Below are 22499 nucleotides of genomic sequence, written 5' to 3'. Positions count from 1 at the left end.
TATTTAGTTCTTTGTATAAAGGTTAAAAAATGGAATATCAACAACGATATTTAGCCCAAACCTGAAATAGAAATTTTTATCAACATTTACATCAGTTGCAGTGACTCCCCTTATCTGAGGGCCGACCTGCCCTCCCAATCCAATTGAAACAGGGCACTTGCCAAAACCATAATAAAAATAAACACCAGGTGAAATAATATTTGCCAGCTTGACATCAGATGCTACTTTGCTGCTATCATTTCCCAGTCTGAAACTAGCCAATGAGCCAACGTCGATGACCGGAATAAAAATGGTAAAACTTTTTCCGCCTTTTATCTTTTCAAGACCAATAGTTTTTCCTTTCCCTATATTTCCCCAGCTCAACGCGACTCCGACAGGAGCTGTAATTCCTGTTGTAAACGCCCATTGATCTGTTTTAAGCTTTGGCAGATATTCGGCCCCTCCATATGGGCCGATATATGCGTTTAAAGAAATATTGAAATCCGTTTCTCTTTTGATGGAAGAACTTCCAACAGGCAATACAGCAGCTTCTATGGCAGCGTTGACCTCGTCAGAATTATTTGCTTCGACAACATTCGCCATGAAGATTCCGTATTTAATATAATCGTCTTTAAATGTATAACCGGATTCTAATAATTCCGCAAGTATGGCAGAAGTATGCAGCACTAATGCACCATAATTCTGCGATTTTAAATCATAACAGGCATTGGCTGCATCATCAATAACATTTGTGAATTTCAGCATTTCAGGAACAAGCTTTGATAGTGAAGGATTAATGCCGGCATTGTTTGAAAGGAAGTTGACGGCCTGCTTTAAATAGCTGGAAATGGAAGATGCATAATCAGCATAAACAATAATAGAAGCCTGATCGCCCTGTTGTTTTGCATCAATTACATTTTTGGCATTATCTGCAACTTCGCTCATAGCATCAGCCATTACAGCGAAGTTTTCTTTAAATCTTAATGCTTCTGCAGACGGCCATTTTGTATTTAAATCGGTTAAAAAAGCTTTTAAAGTAACCGATGAGCTATCCAGCATAAATTTAATATGATGGCTGTTTTTCTGATCTGTTGCATAAATCAATCCAAGATAAATATTCAATGCGATATCATCTTTAACCAAAGCGCTTGCCTGCTGTTTGGTAATCCAGACCCTTCCTTCATCATTGCTTCTTAATGAGTGCGATACAAGATCAACAAATTGGATTGTATTGGAAAAGTTATCATCGGGGAATGCTTTGCAGATGTCATCGCCGGCAAGATTGCTTATAATATCTGCTGCATGGTTACCCTTAACAATGCCATTGGCAACAATGAGGGCGCCAATAACAGACCTTCCTCCCGGTGTTTTGAGGAGGTCGGTGATTTCATCAGCTCTTCGCCTGATTTTTTCATCAGTATTATAACCATCATAATCAGAAATTTCACGAAGGTTAAGAAGATTCGTGGTAAATGCGTTCAAGTCCTTTTGAAAAGCGGCTTTTAAGGCAGGAAGCATTGCGGCATACTGGTAGGAATAGATTTCTTTTAAGAAATCATAAGTAGTCGGGAAAATAATCTTCGCTTCAGGATAAGATATGAAAAACTCCTGGAATTTTCGGAAGAAAGCTACATTAAGTTCTTCTTTACTTCGTTCTACAAGGAATTTGGCAAGGTCATCGGCAAAGTCGGTGACATTGAGATTGCTTACAGAGGATATCATGGATTTTACAGAGATGTTTGAAGCGCCTTCCGGGATCACTATATCCAGATAAGGGGCCAGAATAGGATTGTAATTTTTATTAGCGGGATTATCAGTCGTTATAGCACTAATGACATTATGAAAATTTGTCGGGTCAGGGAGATTTTGACAATACTTTAATAGTATTTCAGACACGCTTGTCAATGATGCATTATCATTTTTAAAAACAGGAGGATTAGCATTACGATCAATATACTTTGATAATTCAACAGCATCATAATAGGCTATTTGCGAAAAAGCTCCGATAGAAATGATGGTCAAAATACAGGATATTAATAATTTCTTCATTTTGACAATTTTATTTCGTAGATAATAAGTTGAAAGCTGCAACAGGATCCATGATCCCCCATCCGTAATCGACCAGGTTATAGGTATCCGCAACCTTGATATCAGCAGTCCTTTTAAGGATATCATATATTTCAATATTTGTCAATGAAAGATTTTTACTTTTTGCAAATGACTTTAATAAAGCGATAACACCTGCAACAAAGGGTGTAGAGAAACTTGTCCCGTTTATTTTTATATCAGGACTTAATACCGACATCAAATCCTCCCCTGGTCCCATTAAATCAAGAAAATTACTTTTGGTTGAATATTTACTTCTTTTCCTTGTCCTGTCAATTCCGCCTATTGAAAGACATTCTACAAATGATGCGGGAAAATTATCCACCGGGAAATCCAATGCACCACTATCACCGGCAGCAGCTAAAACAACAATATCCTTCTGATAAGCTTCTTTTATTTTATCATGAATACCATTAAAATTTTCATCCAATTTAGCTATACTAAAGCTTAAAGATATAACATCCGAATTAAGCGCAATTGCTTTTTCCAGGCCTTTTAAAATTGCTTTTGAAGTCCTTTCTCCTGTTTCATTGGTAATTTTTACAGAAAGTAAATTTATGTCAGGAGCAACACCGGAAATAACTTTGCCTTGTGCACATAAAATGCCGGCACAATTAGTTCCATGTCCATAAGAATCATCAAGACAATCAGTTTTATTTTCAGAATCCATAAATGCATTATAATAAGAGATGTTTTTGTTATTTTTAAAGTCATCCATATTATAATTCAATCCCGAATCAAGCACTGCTACTTTAATATCTTTTCCTCTGGATATCTTCCAAAGTTCATCAATCTTAAAATCAATAAATCCCCAGTCTTTATTATCTAAAATATTTATAACCAGTGGTTTTTCTGTTGATGGCATAATCAACCTGCCGCCTCCTCACCGGATCGAGTGTTAATGTTTACGGTCATAGGCTGGGTATTGGCCACAGTTGTTTGGGTCGTGCTATCGGTTCCTTCCTTTTTGGAAGTCCTCAATTTCATCATTTTATTCAGCAAATCAAACCAAAAAGGAGCACCGAGAGATATGGCTATCGCAGTGATGAAAAACCCAAAAAAATGATGATACAACAATCTGAAAAAATAGCCCCATTTTTCCAGTGTGTTAAATGTCAGATTTCCTTTTTCATCAGGTATTTTTTTCTTTAAAATGGAAGCGGCATCTATTGCAGGATAATAGGTCTTTTTATTCGTTTGCGGGTCTGTAATAACTTTTACATTATCCGGCAGCCAGGCGCCTGATCCGAGGATGCTGCCGGCATTGGCTATGTCGGCATCCAATTGTTTTTTTATTGCCAGCAATGAATCAAGTTTTTGCCTGTATTCCTTCAATTCAGAAGTATCTTTAATGGCAATGTTATCAATGAGCGTTTTGTTGTTCTGAACGTAAGCATTTGCCATGCTGACTATTTTCTCCCTGGCATCTTTATCAATAGCGAGTTTATTAATCACTGAAAACGTGTCGGCACAAAAAATCCAGGCAAGAAAAAAGCCCAGTACCAGTAATACAATTTGTATTTTGCGCTTATACCAAACGGTTGTCTGCTCCATAGTGCGGTCGAACCACCCTTCCAATTGTATTTTAAATTTCGCAATATCTCCTTGCGATTGATACCACAAACTCTGAATATAAAATGTAGTTTCCGGATCTAATTTTATTATATCCTTTGCCTCTTTGTTTGTGCCTTCAGCTTTTTTTATAATTCCTTGTAACCTGTTCTCAATTATTTCCCTGTTAACCGAATCGTTGCCAAACATTAAGTTCATCAAAGTTTTGGAAAAACTAACCGCTTTGATGGAGGAAGGCGTTTTAAATATACCGGAACTTCCCAGGTACTTAATTTCCGGATGATTATAAAAAGCGTCGACTATTTTGTTCTTCGGATTCTTCATTAACTTTATGGAATCCCATAACCTGCGCCAAAAGCCGGTTTCCTTTTCATCGTTAAGCATCCTGTCGATTGCTTCTTTCAGGTTCCGGGCCCTCAGGCCCAGTATCGTGGCTATCAGTTCTGAAAGCACCGTTGCTAACAGGCTATACAGAAGGTAAATTAATACCAGGCCTATAACTACATCTAATGCTACTGAATTAAACATGGTTATTATTTTTTGACTATTCTATATTATTGAACAACTGAGAACTCATTTTTGTTTCATGAGACGTGAGAGGTGAAGCGTGAAAAGTGAAGTGTGACTGTAACCAATAACCAATAACTGCCAACCGGTAGTTGCTGTTTATCTCACTACTGCAATCCTCTTCGTGGTGCTGTTGTTGCGGGCGCTCAGGCGGCATAAATAAATTCCTGTCCCGAGCTTTGAAAGATCGGCGGTCAAGACATGCGTGCCACGGTTTTGGTGTCCAGTGACCAGGCTCAGCACTTTCTTGCCGCTCATATCAAAGAGTGCCAGCGACACTTGTACATCTTCCTGAAGAGAGTATGTGAAGGTGGTTTGACCGGTCACCGGGTTTGGATAGTTCTGTTGCAGACTGAATGACTGCTCGCCGATGTTTTCCTCATTGATACCGATCGTCAGCGAAGCTTCTTTCAGCACAATTTCATTCTGCACATCGAAGAACACATTAGACGGTTGCTTGTCGAAAGTGAAGCTAAATACCTGTTGATTTACATCGTTCATCACCCGGATTGTGGTATCCGTTCCACCGACAAAATAAACGTAGATTTCTATCGGGATCGGGAAAAAACCGGTATTGGTCTGTACCTGGTTGGCCAGGAAATTCAGGTTCCAGGTTCCGCTTCCATTGTTATCATTAATATTGTATTCGTTCTCGTAAATGGGATGGTTGGGTTGTTTCACCCAGGATTCGAAGAACCAGTCAAGATCCTGCCCGGTGGATGCTTCAAATTTAGCCTGGAAATCGTCGGTAATGGAGGTTTTATATTTAAAATCTGCCGTATCCGTTGCATAATCATAAAGTGCCGGGAAAAACAGGTCGTCGCCCAGGGAATACCTAAGCAGGTGCAACATACAAGCGCCTTTACAGTAGGTAATTGCATAATTAAAAAGGATGCTGTTATCCGGTGTGTTGATGGCCCATTCAGGTACATAAACGGCCCATCCCGGGTTTGCCGACAGGTAATAACTGGCGTCATATTGGATTTCGCTAATATAAGCGTCATAACCTCCGTCCTTTTCATACCAAAACGCTTCCGACCAGGTGGCAAATCCTTCATTCAGCCAGATATCGGCCCAGGTGCCGGGACTGATCATGTCGCCGAACCATTGATGTGCAAATTCATGGCAGAGGAGGCTTTCATACCAGCAGCCAGGGCAAATGCTGGTAAGTGACTGGTTCTCCATGCCTCCCCAGGCAAATTCATTATTCAGCGCAGCAAAGCCGTCTTTTTCAAAAGGATGCTCCCCGTAGTTATCCGAGAAATAGGATGCCATCTGGGGAACCAGTTGCTCCATGCCATAAGGGTTCTCACCGTTGTTGTAATAAAAGCGGATTGGCATCGGTTCGTTAGGGGTGGAGGGACGATCCCAGTATACGATGTCCAGGTTCCAATTCTTCTTTGCTGACATGACCGTAAGGTAAGTGGCAACGGGGTCGCGGCTGATCCAGTGGAACCAGGTGGTATCGGCTACGGTAACAGAATCAGCCAGGCGGCCGTTTGAGCCAAGCAGAACATCAAAAGGGACCTTTGTTGTGATGTCCACCTTTGCTTTATCGGAAGGCCTGTCATAGCAGGGAAACCATTTGCGGGCGCCTTCCGGCTCGTTATCAGTGAAAACGAATCCACCGCTGGCGTGAAAGCCGCCATCTTCAACATTTTTATGGCTGTATGCAATACCGACATATACGATTTCACCGGCGTTAAAAATCCGGTCAAGGGTAATGGCAAGCGTATCATCAATATGGGTGAAAGTTGAGCCTGAAAGACTTACCGACTGGATCAGAAGAGATGTATTGACCGCATTCAGTTTAATCATATTCAGCGCAGTATCTACCTTAAAAGTGATCACTTCGGTAGCCGTGAAGGTTTGTGGGTAAGGGCTCTGGAAATTATTCCACAGGTCAAAATTCAGTGTATAATTCAAAATGTCAAAAGCATGCCTGGGTGAATTCGGACTGCTGATCTCCCGGAGGCTGTATGATCCGGATGATTTCTTATCAGAACAAGATTTTGATCCTTTTTCGGTCATGACACTTTGTCCATAACTGGCAGAAATTGCAATAAGAGACGCGATGAAGATGGTTGAGAGCTGTTTCATTTTAGTAATACTATAGTTTAGTGTGAAAGATTTTACAAAGTTAAGCATATAAGGGATTTGAATGATTGTCAAATTGTCAAATTGTTAAATTGTCCAACTATCCAACTGTCCAACTGTCCAATTGTTCTTTGTGACAAACCAGCACATTCTCTTTATCCCCATGCCAAAAATGAAGCCCGTTACCCTGGCAATATTTAAAATCCTTGCAGTTTTTGCATCGACCCTTCTTTGCCCAATCCCTGTTGCGAAAATCCTGAAATCCTGTCTGCCATATATGAAAGAAATTATCATGATAAATATTCCCCTGTGAAAAACTTCTGTCAATATTCGGGCAGGCAGAGATGGATCCGTCAATTAAAACAGAACCAATATTTATCCCTGCCCTGCAAAAGAAAAAACCATCCCTTACCAGGTTTTCATAATGACCAACATAGCCTTCGCAGCTGAATTTCATATCCATTACTTTTTCCGATCTTTTGCCTGCGATAAAATCCAATAATAGTTTTAACTGGCCGGGTTTGAGCATCAATTCTTTATTCGTGACAGCCCTTCCAATAGGGGCAATGGTGAATAACCGCCATGCTTTCACCCCTTTTCGAATTAAGTAATCGTAAATATCCGGCAGTTCATTCAAATTCCGCTGGTTGACGCAGGTTACAATGTCAAAATTCAATCTTGAAGAACTGACTGCCAGATCAATTGCTTTATCTACCTTTTTAAAAATCGTCTTTGAATTTCGCAACCAGTTATGATTTTCTTCCATGCCGTCAAGGCTGAAAGTCAATGCACCCATAACCGCATTAAGCAATGAATTGTGTTTATTTTCATTGTACAAATAGGCATTTGAAACCATACTCCACCTGAAGCCTCTTCTTCTCAATTCTTTGCCACAGGTTTCAATATCTTTCCTTAATAATGGTTCTCCACCGGTTAGTACGACTGTGACAGGATAGCGAGCCTGCTTTATTGTATCAATTGCCTTAAAGAAATCTTCCATTGGCATATCGGCATGATGGTTGTCTTTGGAGCAGTCACTGCCACAATGCAGGCAATTCAGGTTGCACCTTGAAGTGCACTCCCAAAATAAGTAGCTGATTTCGTGTATTTTGGATTCCTGTTGTTTGAACTTAAGAAACAGGTTCTGACTTACCTTGGTTCTGAGATGATCGAACATCTATTCTTCTTCCAATTCAATATTCAGATACACGTAGTCGTTAATATTTGTGAGAACTGTGTCTTTGCTGAGAAATGAACCATTTTCTATTGAATCGATGTCTTCAAAATGCATCATTTTGTTTTCAAACGGGTCTGTGTATAAAGAGAACTTTCCATCGACATCACTAAATTGATACTGTGATCCATCAGCTATTGAGATCTTAATGCCCTTAATCGGGTCTCCAGTTGCCGCCGATTTCACCTGGCCTTCAATCAGTATATCAATTCCAACATCCTGTGGAGTCCCGTAGCATGCCTGAAACATAAAAAGTGCGGAGGTGAAACTTAATCCACCTAATACTTTACGGATCATGTTTCTTTTCATACTATTTTAGTTTTAAGAGAACAGGGGATAACTTTCCATCATCTGGTTGACTTTTTGCCTCACGCTGATAATGGTTTGCTCGTCTTCGATCTTTTGAAGGACTTCATCGATCAGGTCGACAATGAGGGTCATGTGCTTTTCTTTCAGGCCGCGGGTAGTAACGGCCGGGGTGCCGATGCGAAGGCCGGAGGTCTGGAAAGGCGAACGGCTGTCGAATGGAACCATATTTTTATTCACGGTGATATCGGCCCGCACCAGGGTGTTTTCCGCCAGGCGTCCGGTCAGTTCGGGAAACTTATTACGCAGGTCGATCAGCATCAGGTGATTATCGGTACCGCCGGAAATCACGTGATAGCCTTTGTCGACAAAAGCTTTCGCCATGACGGTGGCGTTCTTCTTAACCTGGAGGATGTATTCGAAGTATTCATCGGTTAAAGCTTCGCCGAAAGCGACCGCTTTAGAGGCGATGACATGCTCGAGCGGGCCGCCCTGGATTCCGGGGAATACGGCAGAGTTGATGAGTTGCGACATCATTTTGATCTCACCTTTGGGTGTAGCCCATCCCCAGGGATTTTCAAAATCCTTACCCATCAGGATCATCCCGCCGCGTGGCCCGCGGAGGGTCTTATGTGTGGTTGTAGTTACCACGTGGCAGTAGGGGAGCGGGTCGTTGAGGAGGCCTCGTGCAATCAGGCCGGCGGGGTGCGAAATGTCGGCCATCAGCAGGGCGCCAACCTTATCAGCTATGCTGCGCATCCGAACATAGTCCCAGTCGCGCGAATATGCAGAGGCACCGGCAATAATGATCTTCGGCATTTCCCGCAGGGCAGTTTCTTCCATCTTGTCGTAATCTACAGTCCCGGTAACCTGGCTGACGCCATAAGCGAATGGCTTATAAAGAATGCCCGAACTGTTGACGGGCGATCCGTGCGACAGGTGGCCCCCATGCGACAGATCAAGCCCCATGAACTTGTCGCCCGGCTTCAGGAAAGCAAGAAAAACAGCCATGTTGGCCTGGGCTCCTGAATGGGGCTGAACGTTGGCAAACTCACAATTGAAAAGCTCCTTTGCCCGGTCAATGGCCAGTTGCTCAGTCTCATCCACAAACTGGCAGCCGCCATAATATCTTTTACCAGGGTAGCCTTCGGCGTATTTGTTGGTCATCACCGAACCCATGGCCTTTAAAACCTGGTCACTGACGAAATTCTCCGATGCAATCAATTCCAATCCGTGTAATTGTCTTTTCTTTTCCTTTGCCAGAATACGAAATACCTGATTGTCCCGTTTCATAATCGAATTAATATAAATAATTGTGTCAGATGTATAAAAACTCCCGCAAAGTTAATGATTTCACGGGAATTAAGAAGGGTCATATCATAAACTCTTCAAATTTATGTAATTTTGCTGTCGACCGAAACGGTTATGAATAAAAGGCTGGCATCGATACTGATCATCATTCTGTTTTTTTTTCAGATTACCTCACAAGGCCAAACTGTCAGGCTCAGGTGCACTGAAGTGATGCCCAACGGAGATGCGGTGATTCAATGGAACCCGGTACTGATCGGCACGGGTTTTTATAATTATACTATTTATTTTTCACTGGTACGGTCAGGTTTTTATACTGAATTGACCGTGATTACAAATATTACACAGGCTAGTTATCTTCATGTTGGTGCAGACGCCAATACGACACCGGGATATTACTATTTGATCATCAATAAAAATTCAGGCCCATTTCCAACGGATACCCTGGCGACAATGCTACTTACAGGCACCACCACTGATTTTGAGGTCATCGACTTTAACTGGACACCGCTGCATACCCCTTTGCTCGCAGCTATGCATCCCTGGTACCTTTTATACCGGGAATACCCGCCCGGGACCTGGGCTGTAGTCGATTCCACGCAGGATCTGAGCCTGACCCATCATTTCTGGGCTTGTAACGGTAATAGTGATACGGTCCGTTTCCGGATCGGGGTACGAGACATTCAAACCGGGTGCATTTCACTTTCAAACCAAAATGGGGCGGTGCTGAGAAACTTATCCAATCGTTACCCACCGGTCATCGATTCAGTCAGCATAGGCCCTGACGGGAAAGCTGTGGTGGGCTGGGAGGCCGGACTGGAACCGGATATCCAGGGATATACCATATTCAGGGTCACAACAACCAACGACTCGATCGATTATGTTGACGGGAGTTCTGCTACTTATTACCGGCACGAAGATTCCAATCCCTGTGAAGGCCCGCTGCGTTATATCCTTTTGTCGATCGACTCTTGTGGTAACGAAAGTCCTTTCCCTTTCGACACCAGTACTTTTCAGGACAAGCCCCACAGTACGATTTTTTTAGCGGATGTCGCATACGATCCCTGCACGATGACTAATACCCTGAGCTGGAACGAATATGTGAACTTCGAACCACCACTTCAGGGTTACAGGATTTACATGAGTGAAAATAACGGCCCTTTCCAGTTGCTGGAGACACTAAATCCCGGCCAGACAAGCTATACCCACGCTGATCTTCAGCCCAACACTACTTATGCATATTACATCAGGGCTTTTAACCAGGACGGCCTGAAAACATCTACCTCCTGCAGGAAGGAAGTCACCACCTACAATTCGCCTCGTCCGTTGTTCATGTATACGCGATTTGTTTCAGTGGAAGATAATGAACGGGTGAACATCCTGTTTTACACCGATACCGCGGCACATGTACAATTTTACCGTATCCTCCGGAGCACAAATGCCGGCGGACCCTATACTGAAACCGGAACAGTCCTCAACCAGGGGCAGGAATTTGTTTCTTTTTCTGACGCTGCAGCAGATGTCACGGTTGAAAGCTACTATTACCAGGTCGAAGTGGTCGACAGTTGCGGGATGGCATCGGTTATCACTAATACAGCCCGGACCATTTTCCTGCAAGCGGAAGCTTTACCTGACCTGACCAACCGTTTGAGCTGGAATGCTTATGAATCATGGTACGGACGCATACTGGGCTATAAAGTTTATCGCCGCCTCGATAATTCTTCGCTAACCATGTTGGCTGATGTCGACTCCCTCACACTGACTTATTCCGATAATGTTTCTGACCTGACAGGCACCATCAGCAGGATCACTTATCTCGTCGAAGCTTATGAAGGCTCTGCTAACCCGCTTGGTTTCCAGGAGCAAAGCTTTTCAAACGAGGTATTGTCGGAGCAGGAACCAAAGGTTTACCTTCCTAATGCCTTCATGCCCCGTGGACTCAACAATACGCTCAAACCTGTTATTGTGTTCGTTGGCAGTGAAGGATATGAGTTCCTCGTTTACAATCGCTGGGGGCAATTGATATACCGGACCAATGATCCCAATGACGCATGGAACGGCACCTACAATGGCGAATACGTACCCCAGGGGGTTTATGTCTATTTGTTACGTTTCCGCAATGCACTTAATCAACCCAGGCAAATAAAAGGAAACATAGCTGTAATTTATTGAGAATATTTACGTTGGCTTATACAGCCACAACCGCGGTATTAACAATTTTTAAGAGTTGTTAAAGGGTTTTTTCATACATTTGCAAATCAAATTTTTCAGGTCATGACGCTGGATAACAATAAATTTCTTGGTGAAGCCCTCACTTATGATGATGTTCTGCTTGTTCCGGCCTATTCTGATGTGATGCCCCGGGAGGCTGATATCTGTTCCTTTTTTTCCAGGAATATCCACTTAAACATTCCGATCGTCTCGGCTGCTATGGATACTGTGACAGAGGCCATGATGGCCATTGCCATAGCCCAGGAGGGTGGCATCGGGGTGATCCACAAGAATATGTCGATCGAGGAACAGGCCAATCAGGTCAGGAAAGTAAAAAGGGCCGAGAACGGCATGATCCTTGACCCGGTGACCTTACCGGTAGATGCTATAGTCTGGGATGCGCTTATGCTGATGAAAGAATATGGTATTGGCGGGATTCCCGTGGTAAAGAACAACAAGGAACTGGTAGGGATTGTTACCCACCGCGACCTTCGTTTTGAGCGCAACACTAACCGGCCTATAGCCGAAGTAATGACCAAAGACAACCTGATCACCACCCGTGAGTTCATTTCATTTGAAATAGCAGCGGAAATCCTTCAGAAGCACCGGATTGAAAAGCTCCCTGTCGTGGATGACCATAACCGTCTCGTGGGGCTGATCACTTATAAAGACATTATCAAGATACAGGCGCATCCCAATGCTTACAAAGATGGCCAGGGCAGGTTGCGGGTAGCTGCCGCTGTCGGCATTGCTTCCAACACGTTGCAGCGGGCCGAAGCGTTGGTAGATGCTAATGTTGACGCCATCGTGGTAGACACGGCCCACGGGCATACCCGCAGTGTCATTGAAATTGCCCGCAAAATCAAACAGCAGTTCCCAAATATCGACCTGGTGGTGGGCAATATTGGCACGGCAGAAGCTGCCCTGGCACTTGCAGAAGCAGGCGCAGATGCCATCAAGATAGGTATTGGCCCCGGCTCTATCTGCACGACAAGGGTTATCGCAGGGGTAGGCGTACCGCAGTTGTCTGCTATTTATTCCGTCAGCCAGGTTCTTAAAGGCACAGGCATACCGGTCATTGCCGATGGAGGGATCCGCTACTCAGGTGATATAGCCAAAGCATTGGCGGCCGGAGCTGATACCATCATGGCTGGCTCCCTGTTTGCCGGTGTGGATGAGTCACCAGGTGAAACCATCATTTTCGATGGCAGGAAATATAAAACGTACAGGGGCATGGGCTCAATCGAAGCCATGCAGAAGGGATCAAAGGACCGTTATTTCCAGGATGTGGAAGATGATATCCGCAAATTAGTACCGGAAGGAATCGTAGGCCGGGTGCCATTTAAAGGGACCCTGTCGGAAGTCATCCTTCAGCTGGTAGGCGGTTTGCGGGCCGGAATGGGGTACGTCGGTGCAAAGAATATTGAAGCACTCAAACAGGCCCGTTTCATCAAGATCACCCACGCAGGTGTCATCGAAGGTCATCCCCATGATGTCTCCATTACCAGCGAAGCGCCCAACTATAGCCGTTTGTAATGGATTTTAAAAGAGCAAATTATTAACTTAAAATTGAGATAAACCATGAGAAAATTCGGGTTCGCAGTGTCCTTATTAACTGTTATTACTTTATATTCGAACTTACTGATTGCCCAGAAGACAGACGACCGGGTGCTATTGAATATAGCCGGGGAAGATGTCACCGCCGGCGACTTTATGTACGTTTACAACAAAAATAATTTAAACCGGGAGGAACAGGGTCCTGACGCCATCAAAGAATATCTCGACCTGTATATCAATTTTCGTCTTAAGGTAAGAGAAGCTGAGGAGCTTGGGATGGACACACTCCAGACATTCCGCAAGGAACTGGAAGGCTATCGCAAACAGCTGGCGCAGCCTTATTTTGTTGACGCCTCGGTCGGTGAATATCTACTGAAGGAAGCTTATGAACGGAAAAACTGGGACATCAGGGCCAGCCATATCCTTATTCGCCTGGATAAGAATGCATCTCCTGAAGATACATTGAAAGCATACAAAAAAGCGCTGGCTACCCGCGAAAGACTCCTAATGGGAGAAGATTTCGGAAAAGTGGCGGTGGAGATTTCGGAAGATCCTTCAGCCCGGGATACTGAAGCAAGCCAATACCGGCCTGCCCGCAAGGGAAATCTGGGTGACCTGGGATATTTCACCGTTTTCGATATGGTATACCCATTTGAAACGGGCGCTTATATTACCGAAGTAGGGAAAATTTCTCAACCATTAAGGACTGATTACGGATATCACCTGATCAAGGTAACCGACAAACAGCCTGCATTCGGGCAGGCGCAGGTTGAACACATCTTTGTGGCCTTGCCTCCCAATGCCAACGCAAAGGATTCTTTACAGAAAAAAATGAAGATCGATGGGGCTTATGAAAAGATAACTTCGGGGGTTAAATTTGAAGATGTTGTGCTTGAATATTCAGAAGATAAAGGATCTGCCGGAAACGGGGGTAAACTACCCTGGTTTGGAAGCAACCGGATGGTACCTGAATTTATTATAGCTACACGCAACCTGAAAGATACAGGCAGCATAAGTGCACCTTTTTCCACTCCTTTTGGCTACCATATTATTAAACTGATAGGCCGAAAACCGGTTGGGACCTTCGAAGAAGAAGAGTTCAACCTGAAAAGCCGCCTGGAAAAAGACCTTCGCAACAAACTTAGCCAGGAAACCGTGATCAACAGGATCAAGCAGGAAAATGGATTTAAAGAATACCCCAAAGCCAAAGAGGCAGTATTGGCTACGCTCGACACCAGCCTGATGAAAGGGGAATGGGATGTAAATAAAGCCAAAGGACTTGATAAAGTTGTGTTTTCCCTGAGAGATGTAAAATACACCCAGCATGACCTGGCGCAATACATTGCCATGAAACAAACAAAAAGGATTACAGATATTCCGGCATTCTTCAATGAAACGTACAATACATTCGTCGTTGATAAATGCGTTGCTTATGAAGACAGTAAGCTGGAAGGAAAATATCCCGATTTCCGGATGCTGGTGCAGGAATATCATGATGGTATCCTTTTATTTGACCTGACAGATAAGAATGTCTGGTCGAAAGCTGTTAAGGATACAGCCGGCCTGGCTGAATTCTTTGCTGCCAACCCGGGAAAATACATGTGGGATAAGCGTTTCCATGCTACGGTCGTGACTATCCTCAAACCGGCCCAGGTTAACACGGATGAGGTCAGGAATATGTTTTCCACCGGTAAAACTCCGGAAGAGGTTTTGAATTACTTTAATACTGATACTACCCTTAATATTCTTGTGGAAACGGCTCATTTTTCCATGAGCGATTCACCAGTGGTAGATAAGGTCAAATGGAAAGCCGGACTTTCACCAATAGTGGATTCACCTTCAGGTCCTTCTTTTGTTTATGGGTACGAAGTGCTGAAACCAGAGCCGAAGATCCTGCAGGAAGCAAGGGGGCTCGTGACAGCCGACTATCAGACCTTTCTCGAAGAGCAATGGGTCAGGGAACTCAGAGCTAAATATAATGTAATCATCTATGAAGATGTTCTGTCGACATTAAAATAAAAAGCCCTTTGAATTGAAAAAGCCGATCCTGTTCCTATTGGTTGTTTTAAGTGCCTGTACAAACCTGTTCCAGTCGGAACCGGAGGATCGCATTGTTGCCAGGGCAAATGACAAATACCTGCGTATTTCAGAGTTGGCGGACCGGATACCTGATGGCCTCTCAGAGCGTGACAGCATAACCCTGGCTGAGAATTATATTACTAAATGGATACAACAGGAGATACTCACCCAAAAAGCCAAGGAAAGCCTTAAATCCGACGAACAGGATTTTTCCAAGCAATTGGATGAATACCGGAATTCCCTGCTTCTTTTTACCCTGGAGCAAAAACTGGTCAGTCAATATCTGGATACTAATGTTACACCAGAGCAAATCGAGGCGTATTACTCGGAGAACCGCAGCCAGTTTGAGTTGAAGGGAAATATCGTAAAGTTTGATTTTGTTAAAATTAATAAAAGATCAAGGCACCTGAGAGAATTCCGCAAGCTGCTTAAATCACCTGAATCCGGGAATGTATTAGAGTTGGCCGGATATGCAGAAAAGAATGCCACCGATTACTGGTTTGCCAGGGAGTGGGTTTCTATGAGTGATTTACTCGATGAAATGCCGCTTGAGGTTGATAATCAGGCCCTTTTCCTGCGCAGGACGAATTATGCCGAAGCTGAGGATTCCGTTTATATTTACCTTGTGAGGATCAATGATTTTAAAACCGCCGACAGCATCTCCCCCATTGAGTTTGAAAGGGAAAAGATCAGGAACATTATCCTGAACGGCAGAAAAATAAACCTGATTGAAATGAAAAGGCAGGAGTTTATCGACCAGGCATTTAAGGATGATAAAGCGAAGATCTATTAATCTTTGAATCAAACAATAAATAAGCTCCACGGTTGTTTTAATTTCTAACGGACCCATTTATGAGAGATAAGAATATACTGCTTTTTAATTACAGGTTCCTTTACCTTATCGTCCTGTTTTTATTGCTGGGTAAACTCCAGGCGCAGGAAAAAGTGGTCGACCGGATCATTGCCGTAGTTGGACAGAATATGGTCCTGGAGTCTGAGGTTGAAGCACAATATTTACAAGCCAAGATGCAGGGAACTATTGAGGGTTCTGCACGTTCGGTCAAATGCCAGATCCTTGAAAATATGCTTTTGGAGAATCTATTGCTGAACCAGGCAGAGCTCGACAGCGTGCAGGTATCCGACAGCGAAGTAGAGCAATCCCTTGACCAGCGTCTCCGGTATTTCATCTCCCAGTTCGGTTCCCAGGAAAAACTGGAAGAGTATTACGGAAAATCGATAATAGAGATTAAAGAGGAATTCCGTGATCTGGTCAAAAACAATATGCTGGTGCAGGAGGTTCAGACCAGCATCACAAAGAATGTTTTTGTCACACCCAGCGAGGTTAAGGAATTTTACCGGAATATCCCTACTGACAGTATCCCTCTTATAAGTGCCCAGGTTGAGATGAGGCAGATCATCAAAATCCCGCCTGTAAGTTTAGAGCAAAAAGTGATGATCAAGGAGAAATTAAGGGATCTGAGAAGAAGAGTGGTTGAAGGGGAAAATTTCGCGACCCTGGCCATCCTTTATTCTGATGATCCCGGATCTGCCGCCAAAGGAGGAGAGATCGGTTTCTTTGGCCGGGGAGAGTTATATCCCGAATTTGAAGCTGTGGCTTTTAAGTTGAAAGAAGGCGAAATATCAGAAATTGTTGAAACCAAGGCAGGTTTCCATATCATCCAACTCATTGAAAGAAAAGGAGATTATATCAATACCCGTCATATTCTCCTGCAGACCAAACCTTCACCCATCGACCTGGAAAACGCCAGAAATAAATTGGATAGCGTACTGGTACAAATCCGTGACGGCGAAATCACTTTTGAAGACGCTGCGATAAAATATTCTGATGACCCCGGAAAGTCCGGCGGTGGATATATCATCAATCCATACACCGGGACTACCTGGTTTGAAATGGACCAACTGGAACCCCAGGTTTCATTTGTCATTAACAAGCTCGAGGTCGGCCAGATATCTTCCCCGGTACCCACCCAGACTGAAGATGGAAAAGAAGCCTTCAGGCTGGTGAAACTTCAAGCGAGAACCGAGCCTCACCGGGCTAACTTAACCGATGATTACAGTTATTTACAGGAATTGGCCTTACAGTACAAAAAGCAACAAAAGCTTATGGGGTGGGTGAATAAAAACGTCGATAATGCATATATCATGGTGATCGATGATTATAAAAACTGTGGATTCAATTATAATTTTTTCCCTGTGGATAATTAATAAGCAAATTATCTCAATCCATAAAATATTAGTTATCAAACAATCCAGGATAAATATATTTCAATGATATCGTATAAATCTGATGTTGAAGCCGTTGATGTTTTTGTAGAAAAATATTCCACCCTGAAGGCGGAGATAGCCAAGGTTATTGTCGGGCAGGATGAGGTTGTCAAAAAAGTACTGATCTCTATATTCAGTCGTGGTCATGGATTGCTTGTCGGTGTTCCGGGCCTCGCCAAAACCTTAATGGTCAACACGATCTCACAAGCACTCGGGTTAAAATACAGCCGGATCCAGTTTACACCCGATCTGATGCCTTCGGATATCATCGGTACTGAGATCCTGGATGAAGAGAGGAAATTCAAATTCATACATGGTCCTGTTTTTGCCAACATTATCCTTGCGGATGAGATAAACCGGACGCCACCCAAAACCCAATCAGCTTTGCTTGAGGCCATGCAGGAGAAGGCAATTACCGTTGCCGGCAAGAACTACAAGCTTTCCGATCCCTTTTTTGTGCTGGCAACCCAGAACCCGATTGAACAAGAAGGTACCTATCCATTGCCCGAAGCACAACTCGACCGCTTTATGTTCAACATCTGGCTGGATTATCCTTCATTTGACCAGGAAATTGAAGTTGTAAAGAGCACCACACAGGATAAGCAGGTAGATTTGAAGGTAGTGCTCAGCGCCGAAGAGATCCTGTTCTTCCAGGGGCTTATCCGCAGGATCCCGGTACCGGACAATGTTTATAAATATGCAGTTTCATTGTCAGCTAAAACGCGCCCGGGCACTCCGGCGGCCCATGCACTGGCTAATGATTTCATCACCTGGGGGGCTGGTCCGAGAGCATCGCAATACCTCATCATCGGGGCGAAATGCCATGCCGCCATTCAGGGAAAATATTCTCCTGATATCGAAGATGTAAAGGCAATCGCCACCTCCATCCTGCGCCACCGGATTGTCAGGAACTATAAGGCAGAAGCCGAAGGATTTACCATAGAAAAGATCATCCAGGAATTCCTTAAATAACATAGTCATATCAACACTGGCCATTATGAAAAAAAGTAAGATTTATCTGATCAGCCTGGCCGCCGTATTATTGATAGTCATCATCTGGATGGTCGCCGGAAGCGGCCCGGATAAAGAAACGACGGTTAAGGTCCCTGTTAAATTTGGTAAATTTGATGTAACGGTTACGACAACGGGGGAACTGGAGGCTAAAAGCTCAGAAAAGATTAACGGTCCTGTTAACCTGCGTGATTTCCGCATCTGGCAGATCAAGATCGAAGATATTATCCCGGACGGAACAGTGGTCGATTCGGGAGAATACATTGCCACGCTGGACCGCACCGAACTGGTGAATAAGATGAAAGACCAGGAGCTTGAGATAGAGAAACTGGAAACCCAGTTTACCAAAACCCAGCTAGATACGACCCTTGAGCTTAGAACGAACAGGGATAACCTGGTTAACCTGAAGTATGCCCTCGAAGAGAAACAGATCGTGGTCGACCAGTCGATCTATGAACCGCCGGCAACGCAGCGACAGGCAAAGATTGAACTCGAAAGAGCCCAGCGGAATTATGAACAAGCTGTCGAAAATTACGAAGTAAAGCTCAGGAAGTCCGAGGCTGACATGCAGGAGATCAATACTTCCAAGAAGAAAGTCCAGTCGGATTATGCCAAGATGGTGGCGTTGCTGAACGAGTTTACCATATTTGCTCCTAAATCAGGCATGGTGATCTATCGCCGGGGCTGGGATGGCCAGAAGCAGGGGATTGGATCACAAATCAGTGTCTGGGATCCGATTGTTGCCGAACTTCCCAATCTCAAAGAAATGAAATCCAAGACTTATGTGAACGAGATTGATATCAGCAAAGTCAAGGTCAACCAGGAGGTACGCATAGGTGTAGACGCGTTTCCCGACAAGAAATTTACCGGGACTGTGACTGAAGTGGCTAACATCGGGCAGCAACTGCCGAATTCAAACGCCAAAGTCTTTGAGGTCAGTATTGAAGTGAACGAATTTGACTCAATTCTCAGACCAGCGATGACGACCAAGAATGAGGTCCTGACGTCGAGTGTCGACAGCGTACTTTTTATTCCGCTTGATTGCGTGCAATCGAATGATAGTATGAGCTATGTTTATGTTGGAAATTCACGCAAACAGGTTATTCCGGGCCTTTCTAATGAAAATGAAGTGATTATCAGGGCCGGGCTGGAGGCGGGTGAAGAGGTCTACCTGGTTCCCCCGACAGATGCGGAGAAGAGCAAGCTAATCAGGCTTGATCCCGAGGTGATCGGGAAATTCCGCCAGGAAAGCGACAAGGCCCATTAGCCATTAAGATGAAAAATATCCGGAAAACAACCTACCAGCGTTATTTCCACTCGCTCAATATTGCGGTGGAAGCAGTGATCGCCAACCGTTTCAGATCAATGCTCACCGCACTGGGCGTCATATTTGGGGTAGCAGCAGTAATCTCCATGATGGCCATTGGAAATGGCGCCAGGAAAGAAATCCTCGACCAGATCAAACTGGTCGGGGTGAACAACATCGTCGTCACCCCACTGCTCGAACTGAACGGTAAAAGTGGGGGAGGATCAGCTGAAGAAAGCAGCGGGCAGAAGATGCAGAAAAAATATTCCCCTGGCCTTACCCTGGAAGACGCTGAAAGCATAAAAGACATTATTCCGACCGTCACGAGGGTCAGTGCTGAAGTTAGTTATGACTCTTTCATTATTAAAGGCGGCAAACGTTCAGCAGCCAAGTTGATCGGGGTGACCAACGATTTTTTCGAAGTTTATAACCTGAAACTATTTGCGGGACAGTATTTCCAGGAACAGCAGGTAATATCAGGCAGCCCGGTTTGTATTATCGGCCCCAGCGTAAAATCAAGGTTCTTCTCACAGGAAGACCCATTGGGTAAAACCATCAAATGTGGCGGGATCTGGCTTACCGTGATCGGTGTATTAGAAAACCGGGCTTTCCAGGTTGATGAATCAAAAGACATTGGCATCAGTGATTACAATGACCATATCTATGCGCCCATCCACACGGTACTGCTCAGGTACAGGGACCGTGCTTATGTAAATGATGCCTCGCTGCGGCAGGGGGGGAGTTCGATGATGTTTATAGATGGAGGCATGGCTTCCTTTTCAAGCAGTTCTTCGGGTTCAATGGATGACAATTATAACCAGCTGGATAAGGTCGTGGTACAGGTGTCCGACAGCAAATACCTGGATGCTACCACAAAAGCCCTTACAGCCATGCTGAAAAGGCGGCATCAGCAGGTTGATGATTTTCAGATTAGTGTTCCTGAGTTATTACTTAAACAGGAACAAAAAACAAAAGACATTTTCAACATCGTCCTGGGTTTCATTGCAGGTATTTCATTGGTAGTAGGGGGCATTGGCATCATGAACATCATGCTGGCGTCAGTCATGGAACGGACCAAAGAGATCGGCATCCGCCGGGCATCAGGGGCTACCCGGAGAGATGTCATTTTCCAGTTTCTTTCTGAAGCCATCATCATCAGCATCTCCGGCGGGGTGATCGGCATTGCCCTTGGCGTCATTTTTGCCATAATGATCCACCGCACCACAGGGATCCTGACGATAGTCAAACCGATATCAATCGTGGTATCATTCGGGGTTTCAGCTTTTATAGGAATCCTCTTCGGATACATGCCGGCAAAAAGGGCCTCGGACCAGGATCCGGTTGAATCTTTAAGATATGAATAGAATAAAATCATATTCCATCAAGAGGTCAAAGATCATTTTTTCTGTTGCTTTTGTCCTGATGATCAACCTGTCATCTGCATTTTCCCAGAATGACACCCTGGTGCTGAACCTCAGCGATGCCCTGGCCATTGCCCAGACTAAATCTTCAGATGCCATGATCGCCAAGCATCGTTTCAGGATTAACTATTGGCAGTATCGCTCTTTCAAAGCCGACTATCTCCCTTCCGTTAATCTGGATGCTAATCTTCCCAGTTTCAGCCGTTCATTCCGTACGATTTCCGTCCCGGACGGACCGGATATCTTCCAATATAACACGCTTGGCAATTATTCAGCCGGGATGACGATTAATCAGAAAATCGGTTTCACCGGTGGGTCAGTTTTCCTTGAATCACGGCTTCAACGTTTGGATAATTTTTATCCGGACAGCACGTACTCCAATTATCAATCGACACCAATAATCATAGGATATCGCCAGCCTGTTTTCCAGTATAACGAATACCGCTGGGCGAAGCAACTGGAGCCGCTCAAGTATGAGAAAGCCAAACGGCAGTATATGGAAGATGTTGAGCAGGTTTCTATCACGACGATCAATCATTTTTTTAATTTGTTACTGGCGCAGATCGAGAAGTTAATTGCCGAAAAGAACCTGAACAATTATGATACCCTTTACAAGATCGCCCGGGGGAGGTACCAACTGGGAAAGATTGCTGAAAACGACCTCTTGCAACTTGAGCTCAACTTTCTCAGGGCGAAAGCTTCAGTGGATAATGCAAGCCTTGATTATGAGAATATGTTGTTCCGCCTCAAGTCTTATCTGAGGATAAAAGATGCCGGTGCAATTAAACTATTGCCGCCGGCGGAAACCCGGTATGATATGATCAGTGCAGCAAAAGCATTGGATGAAGCCAGAAGAAACACCGCTGCTTCAATAGACTTCCAGGAACGGCTGATCACTGCTGAAAGCGATGTCAGAAGAGCTAAAATGAACGGAAGGTTTGATGCAGACCTTTACGTTGAATACGGACTGACGCAAAGTACCGGATTATTATCCAATGTATACAAGAACCCTGTAGATCAGCAGCAGCTGAATGTCGGAATGAACATACCTATCCTCGATTGGGGGAAGGCAAGAGGACAAATCAGGGTAGCGGAATCAAACTTCGAACTTGAACAAACATCTGTTGAGCAGGAAATTATAGATTTTGAACAAAATGTATTTCTGACCGTTATGCAGTTTAATATGCAGAAGAATCAGCTGTTTATTGCGGCCAAAGCCGATACGGTGGCACAGAAAAGATACGATGTGACTCAGAAACGTTACATGATCGGCCAGGTTAATGACGTGCTCGAACTCAACAATGCGCAGATCGACAATGATAATGCCCGGAAAGGTTATTATTCAGCCCTTCGCAGTTACTGGGTAAATTATTATCAGCTGCGTAAAATGACCCTGTACGATTTCCTCGATGATAAAATGCTGATCTTTGATATCAGGGAGATTATGTGAGTTGTTGAA

General features: G+C 44.2%; 16 protein-coding genes. 9 read left to right on the top strand and 7 right to left on the bottom strand.

Annotation, left to right across the window (positions count from 1 at the left end):
* Positions 1 to 3: 3 nt before the first annotated feature.
* From M0Q51_00775 to M0Q51_00745, 7 genes are all read right to left on the bottom strand, one after another.
* Positions 4 to 2028 (bottom strand): hypothetical protein, encoded by a 2025-nt coding sequence (locus M0Q51_00775; protein MCK9398513.1) that lies wholly within the window; start codon positions 2026 to 2028, stop codon positions 4 to 6.
* A 10-nt stretch (positions 2029 to 2038) separates the two neighbouring features.
* Positions 2039 to 2950 carry a S8 family serine peptidase gene (locus tag M0Q51_00770; protein MCK9398512.1) on the bottom strand — a complete coding sequence of 304 codons (912 nt, stop codon included), beginning with the start codon at positions 2948 to 2950 and terminating at the stop codon, positions 2039 to 2041.
* A 2-nt stretch (positions 2951 to 2952) separates the two neighbouring features.
* Positions 2953 to 4185 carry a hypothetical protein gene (locus M0Q51_00765; protein MCK9398511.1) on the bottom strand — a complete coding sequence of 411 codons (1233 nt, stop codon included), beginning with the start codon at positions 4183 to 4185 and terminating at the stop codon, positions 2953 to 2955.
* A 138-nt stretch (positions 4186 to 4323) separates the two neighbouring features.
* Positions 4324 to 6324, bottom strand: a complete 2001-nt coding sequence (locus M0Q51_00760; GenBank protein MCK9398510.1) for a T9SS type A sorting domain-containing protein — start codon at positions 6322 to 6324, stop codon at positions 4324 to 4326.
* 97 nt (positions 6325 to 6421) lie between these two features.
* Positions 6422 to 7498, bottom strand: coding sequence for a TIGR04133 family radical SAM/SPASM protein (locus tag M0Q51_00755; protein MCK9398509.1), 1077 nt, complete (start codon positions 7496 to 7498; stop codon positions 6422 to 6424).
* A complete protein-coding gene (locus M0Q51_00750; protein ID MCK9398508.1) occupies positions 7499 to 7864 on the bottom strand; it encodes a carboxypeptidase-like regulatory domain-containing protein in 366 nt (121 codons plus the stop codon).
* A gap of 12 nt (positions 7865 to 7876) precedes the next feature.
* Positions 7877 to 9154, bottom strand: a complete 1278-nt coding sequence (locus tag M0Q51_00745; protein ID MCK9398507.1) for a serine hydroxymethyltransferase — start codon at positions 9152 to 9154, stop codon at positions 7877 to 7879.
* Between the two features lie 132 nt (positions 9155 to 9286).
* Between M0Q51_00745 and M0Q51_00740 the strand changes: the two genes are divergently transcribed.
* The 9 genes from M0Q51_00740 (at position 9287) to M0Q51_00700 (ending at position 22490) form a co-directional block, all read left to right on the top strand.
* Entirely contained in the window at positions 9287 to 11341 is a 2055-nt protein-coding gene (locus M0Q51_00740; protein ID MCK9398506.1) for a gliding motility-associated C-terminal domain-containing protein, read from the top strand.
* A gap of 102 nt (positions 11342 to 11443) precedes the next feature.
* On the top strand, positions 11444 to 12916 hold the full coding sequence (gene guaB, locus M0Q51_00735; protein MCK9398505.1) for an IMP dehydrogenase: 1473 nt from the start codon (positions 11444 to 11446) through the stop codon (positions 12914 to 12916).
* A 45-nt stretch (positions 12917 to 12961) separates the two neighbouring features.
* Complete coding sequence (locus M0Q51_00730) at positions 12962 to 14956, top strand: peptidyl-prolyl cis-trans isomerase (protein ID MCK9398504.1); 1995 nt, start codon at positions 12962 to 12964, stop codon at positions 14954 to 14956.
* 13 nt (positions 14957 to 14969) lie between these two features.
* The gene (locus M0Q51_00725) at positions 14970 to 15809 is read left to right on the top strand and encodes a hypothetical protein (GenBank protein MCK9398503.1); all 840 of its coding nucleotides are present in this window, start codon (positions 14970 to 14972) and stop codon (positions 15807 to 15809) included.
* A gap of 59 nt (positions 15810 to 15868) precedes the next feature.
* Complete coding sequence (locus M0Q51_00720) at positions 15869 to 17242, top strand: peptidylprolyl isomerase (GenBank protein MCK9398502.1); 1374 nt, start codon at positions 15869 to 15871, stop codon at positions 17240 to 17242.
* Positions 17243 to 17305: 63 nt separating this feature from the next.
* Positions 17306 to 18274 carry a MoxR family ATPase gene (locus tag M0Q51_00715; protein ID MCK9398501.1) on the top strand — a complete coding sequence of 323 codons (969 nt, stop codon included), beginning with the start codon at positions 17306 to 17308 and terminating at the stop codon, positions 18272 to 18274.
* A 25-nt stretch (positions 18275 to 18299) separates the two neighbouring features.
* Positions 18300 to 19580, top strand: coding sequence for an efflux RND transporter periplasmic adaptor subunit (locus tag M0Q51_00710; GenBank protein ID MCK9398500.1), 1281 nt, complete (start codon positions 18300 to 18302; stop codon positions 19578 to 19580).
* Between the two features lie 8 nt (positions 19581 to 19588).
* On the top strand, positions 19589 to 20983 hold the full coding sequence (locus tag M0Q51_00705; GenBank protein ID MCK9398499.1) for an ABC transporter permease: 1395 nt from the start codon (positions 19589 to 19591) through the stop codon (positions 20981 to 20983).
* A complete protein-coding gene (locus tag M0Q51_00700) occupies positions 20976 to 22490 on the top strand; it encodes a TolC family protein (protein MCK9398498.1) in 1515 nt (504 codons plus the stop codon). The genes M0Q51_00705 and M0Q51_00700 overlap by 8 nt, the downstream gene beginning before the upstream one ends.
* Positions 22491 to 22499: the final 9 nt, after the last annotated feature.

The organism is Bacteroidales bacterium (genome assembly GCA_023229505.1).
Taxonomy (GTDB): Bacteria; Bacteroidota; Bacteroidia; order Bacteroidales; family JAGOPY01; genus JAGOPY01.
Note: the sequence above shows the minus strand (reverse complement) of the source record. Positions and strands in the feature narration are given on the sequence as shown.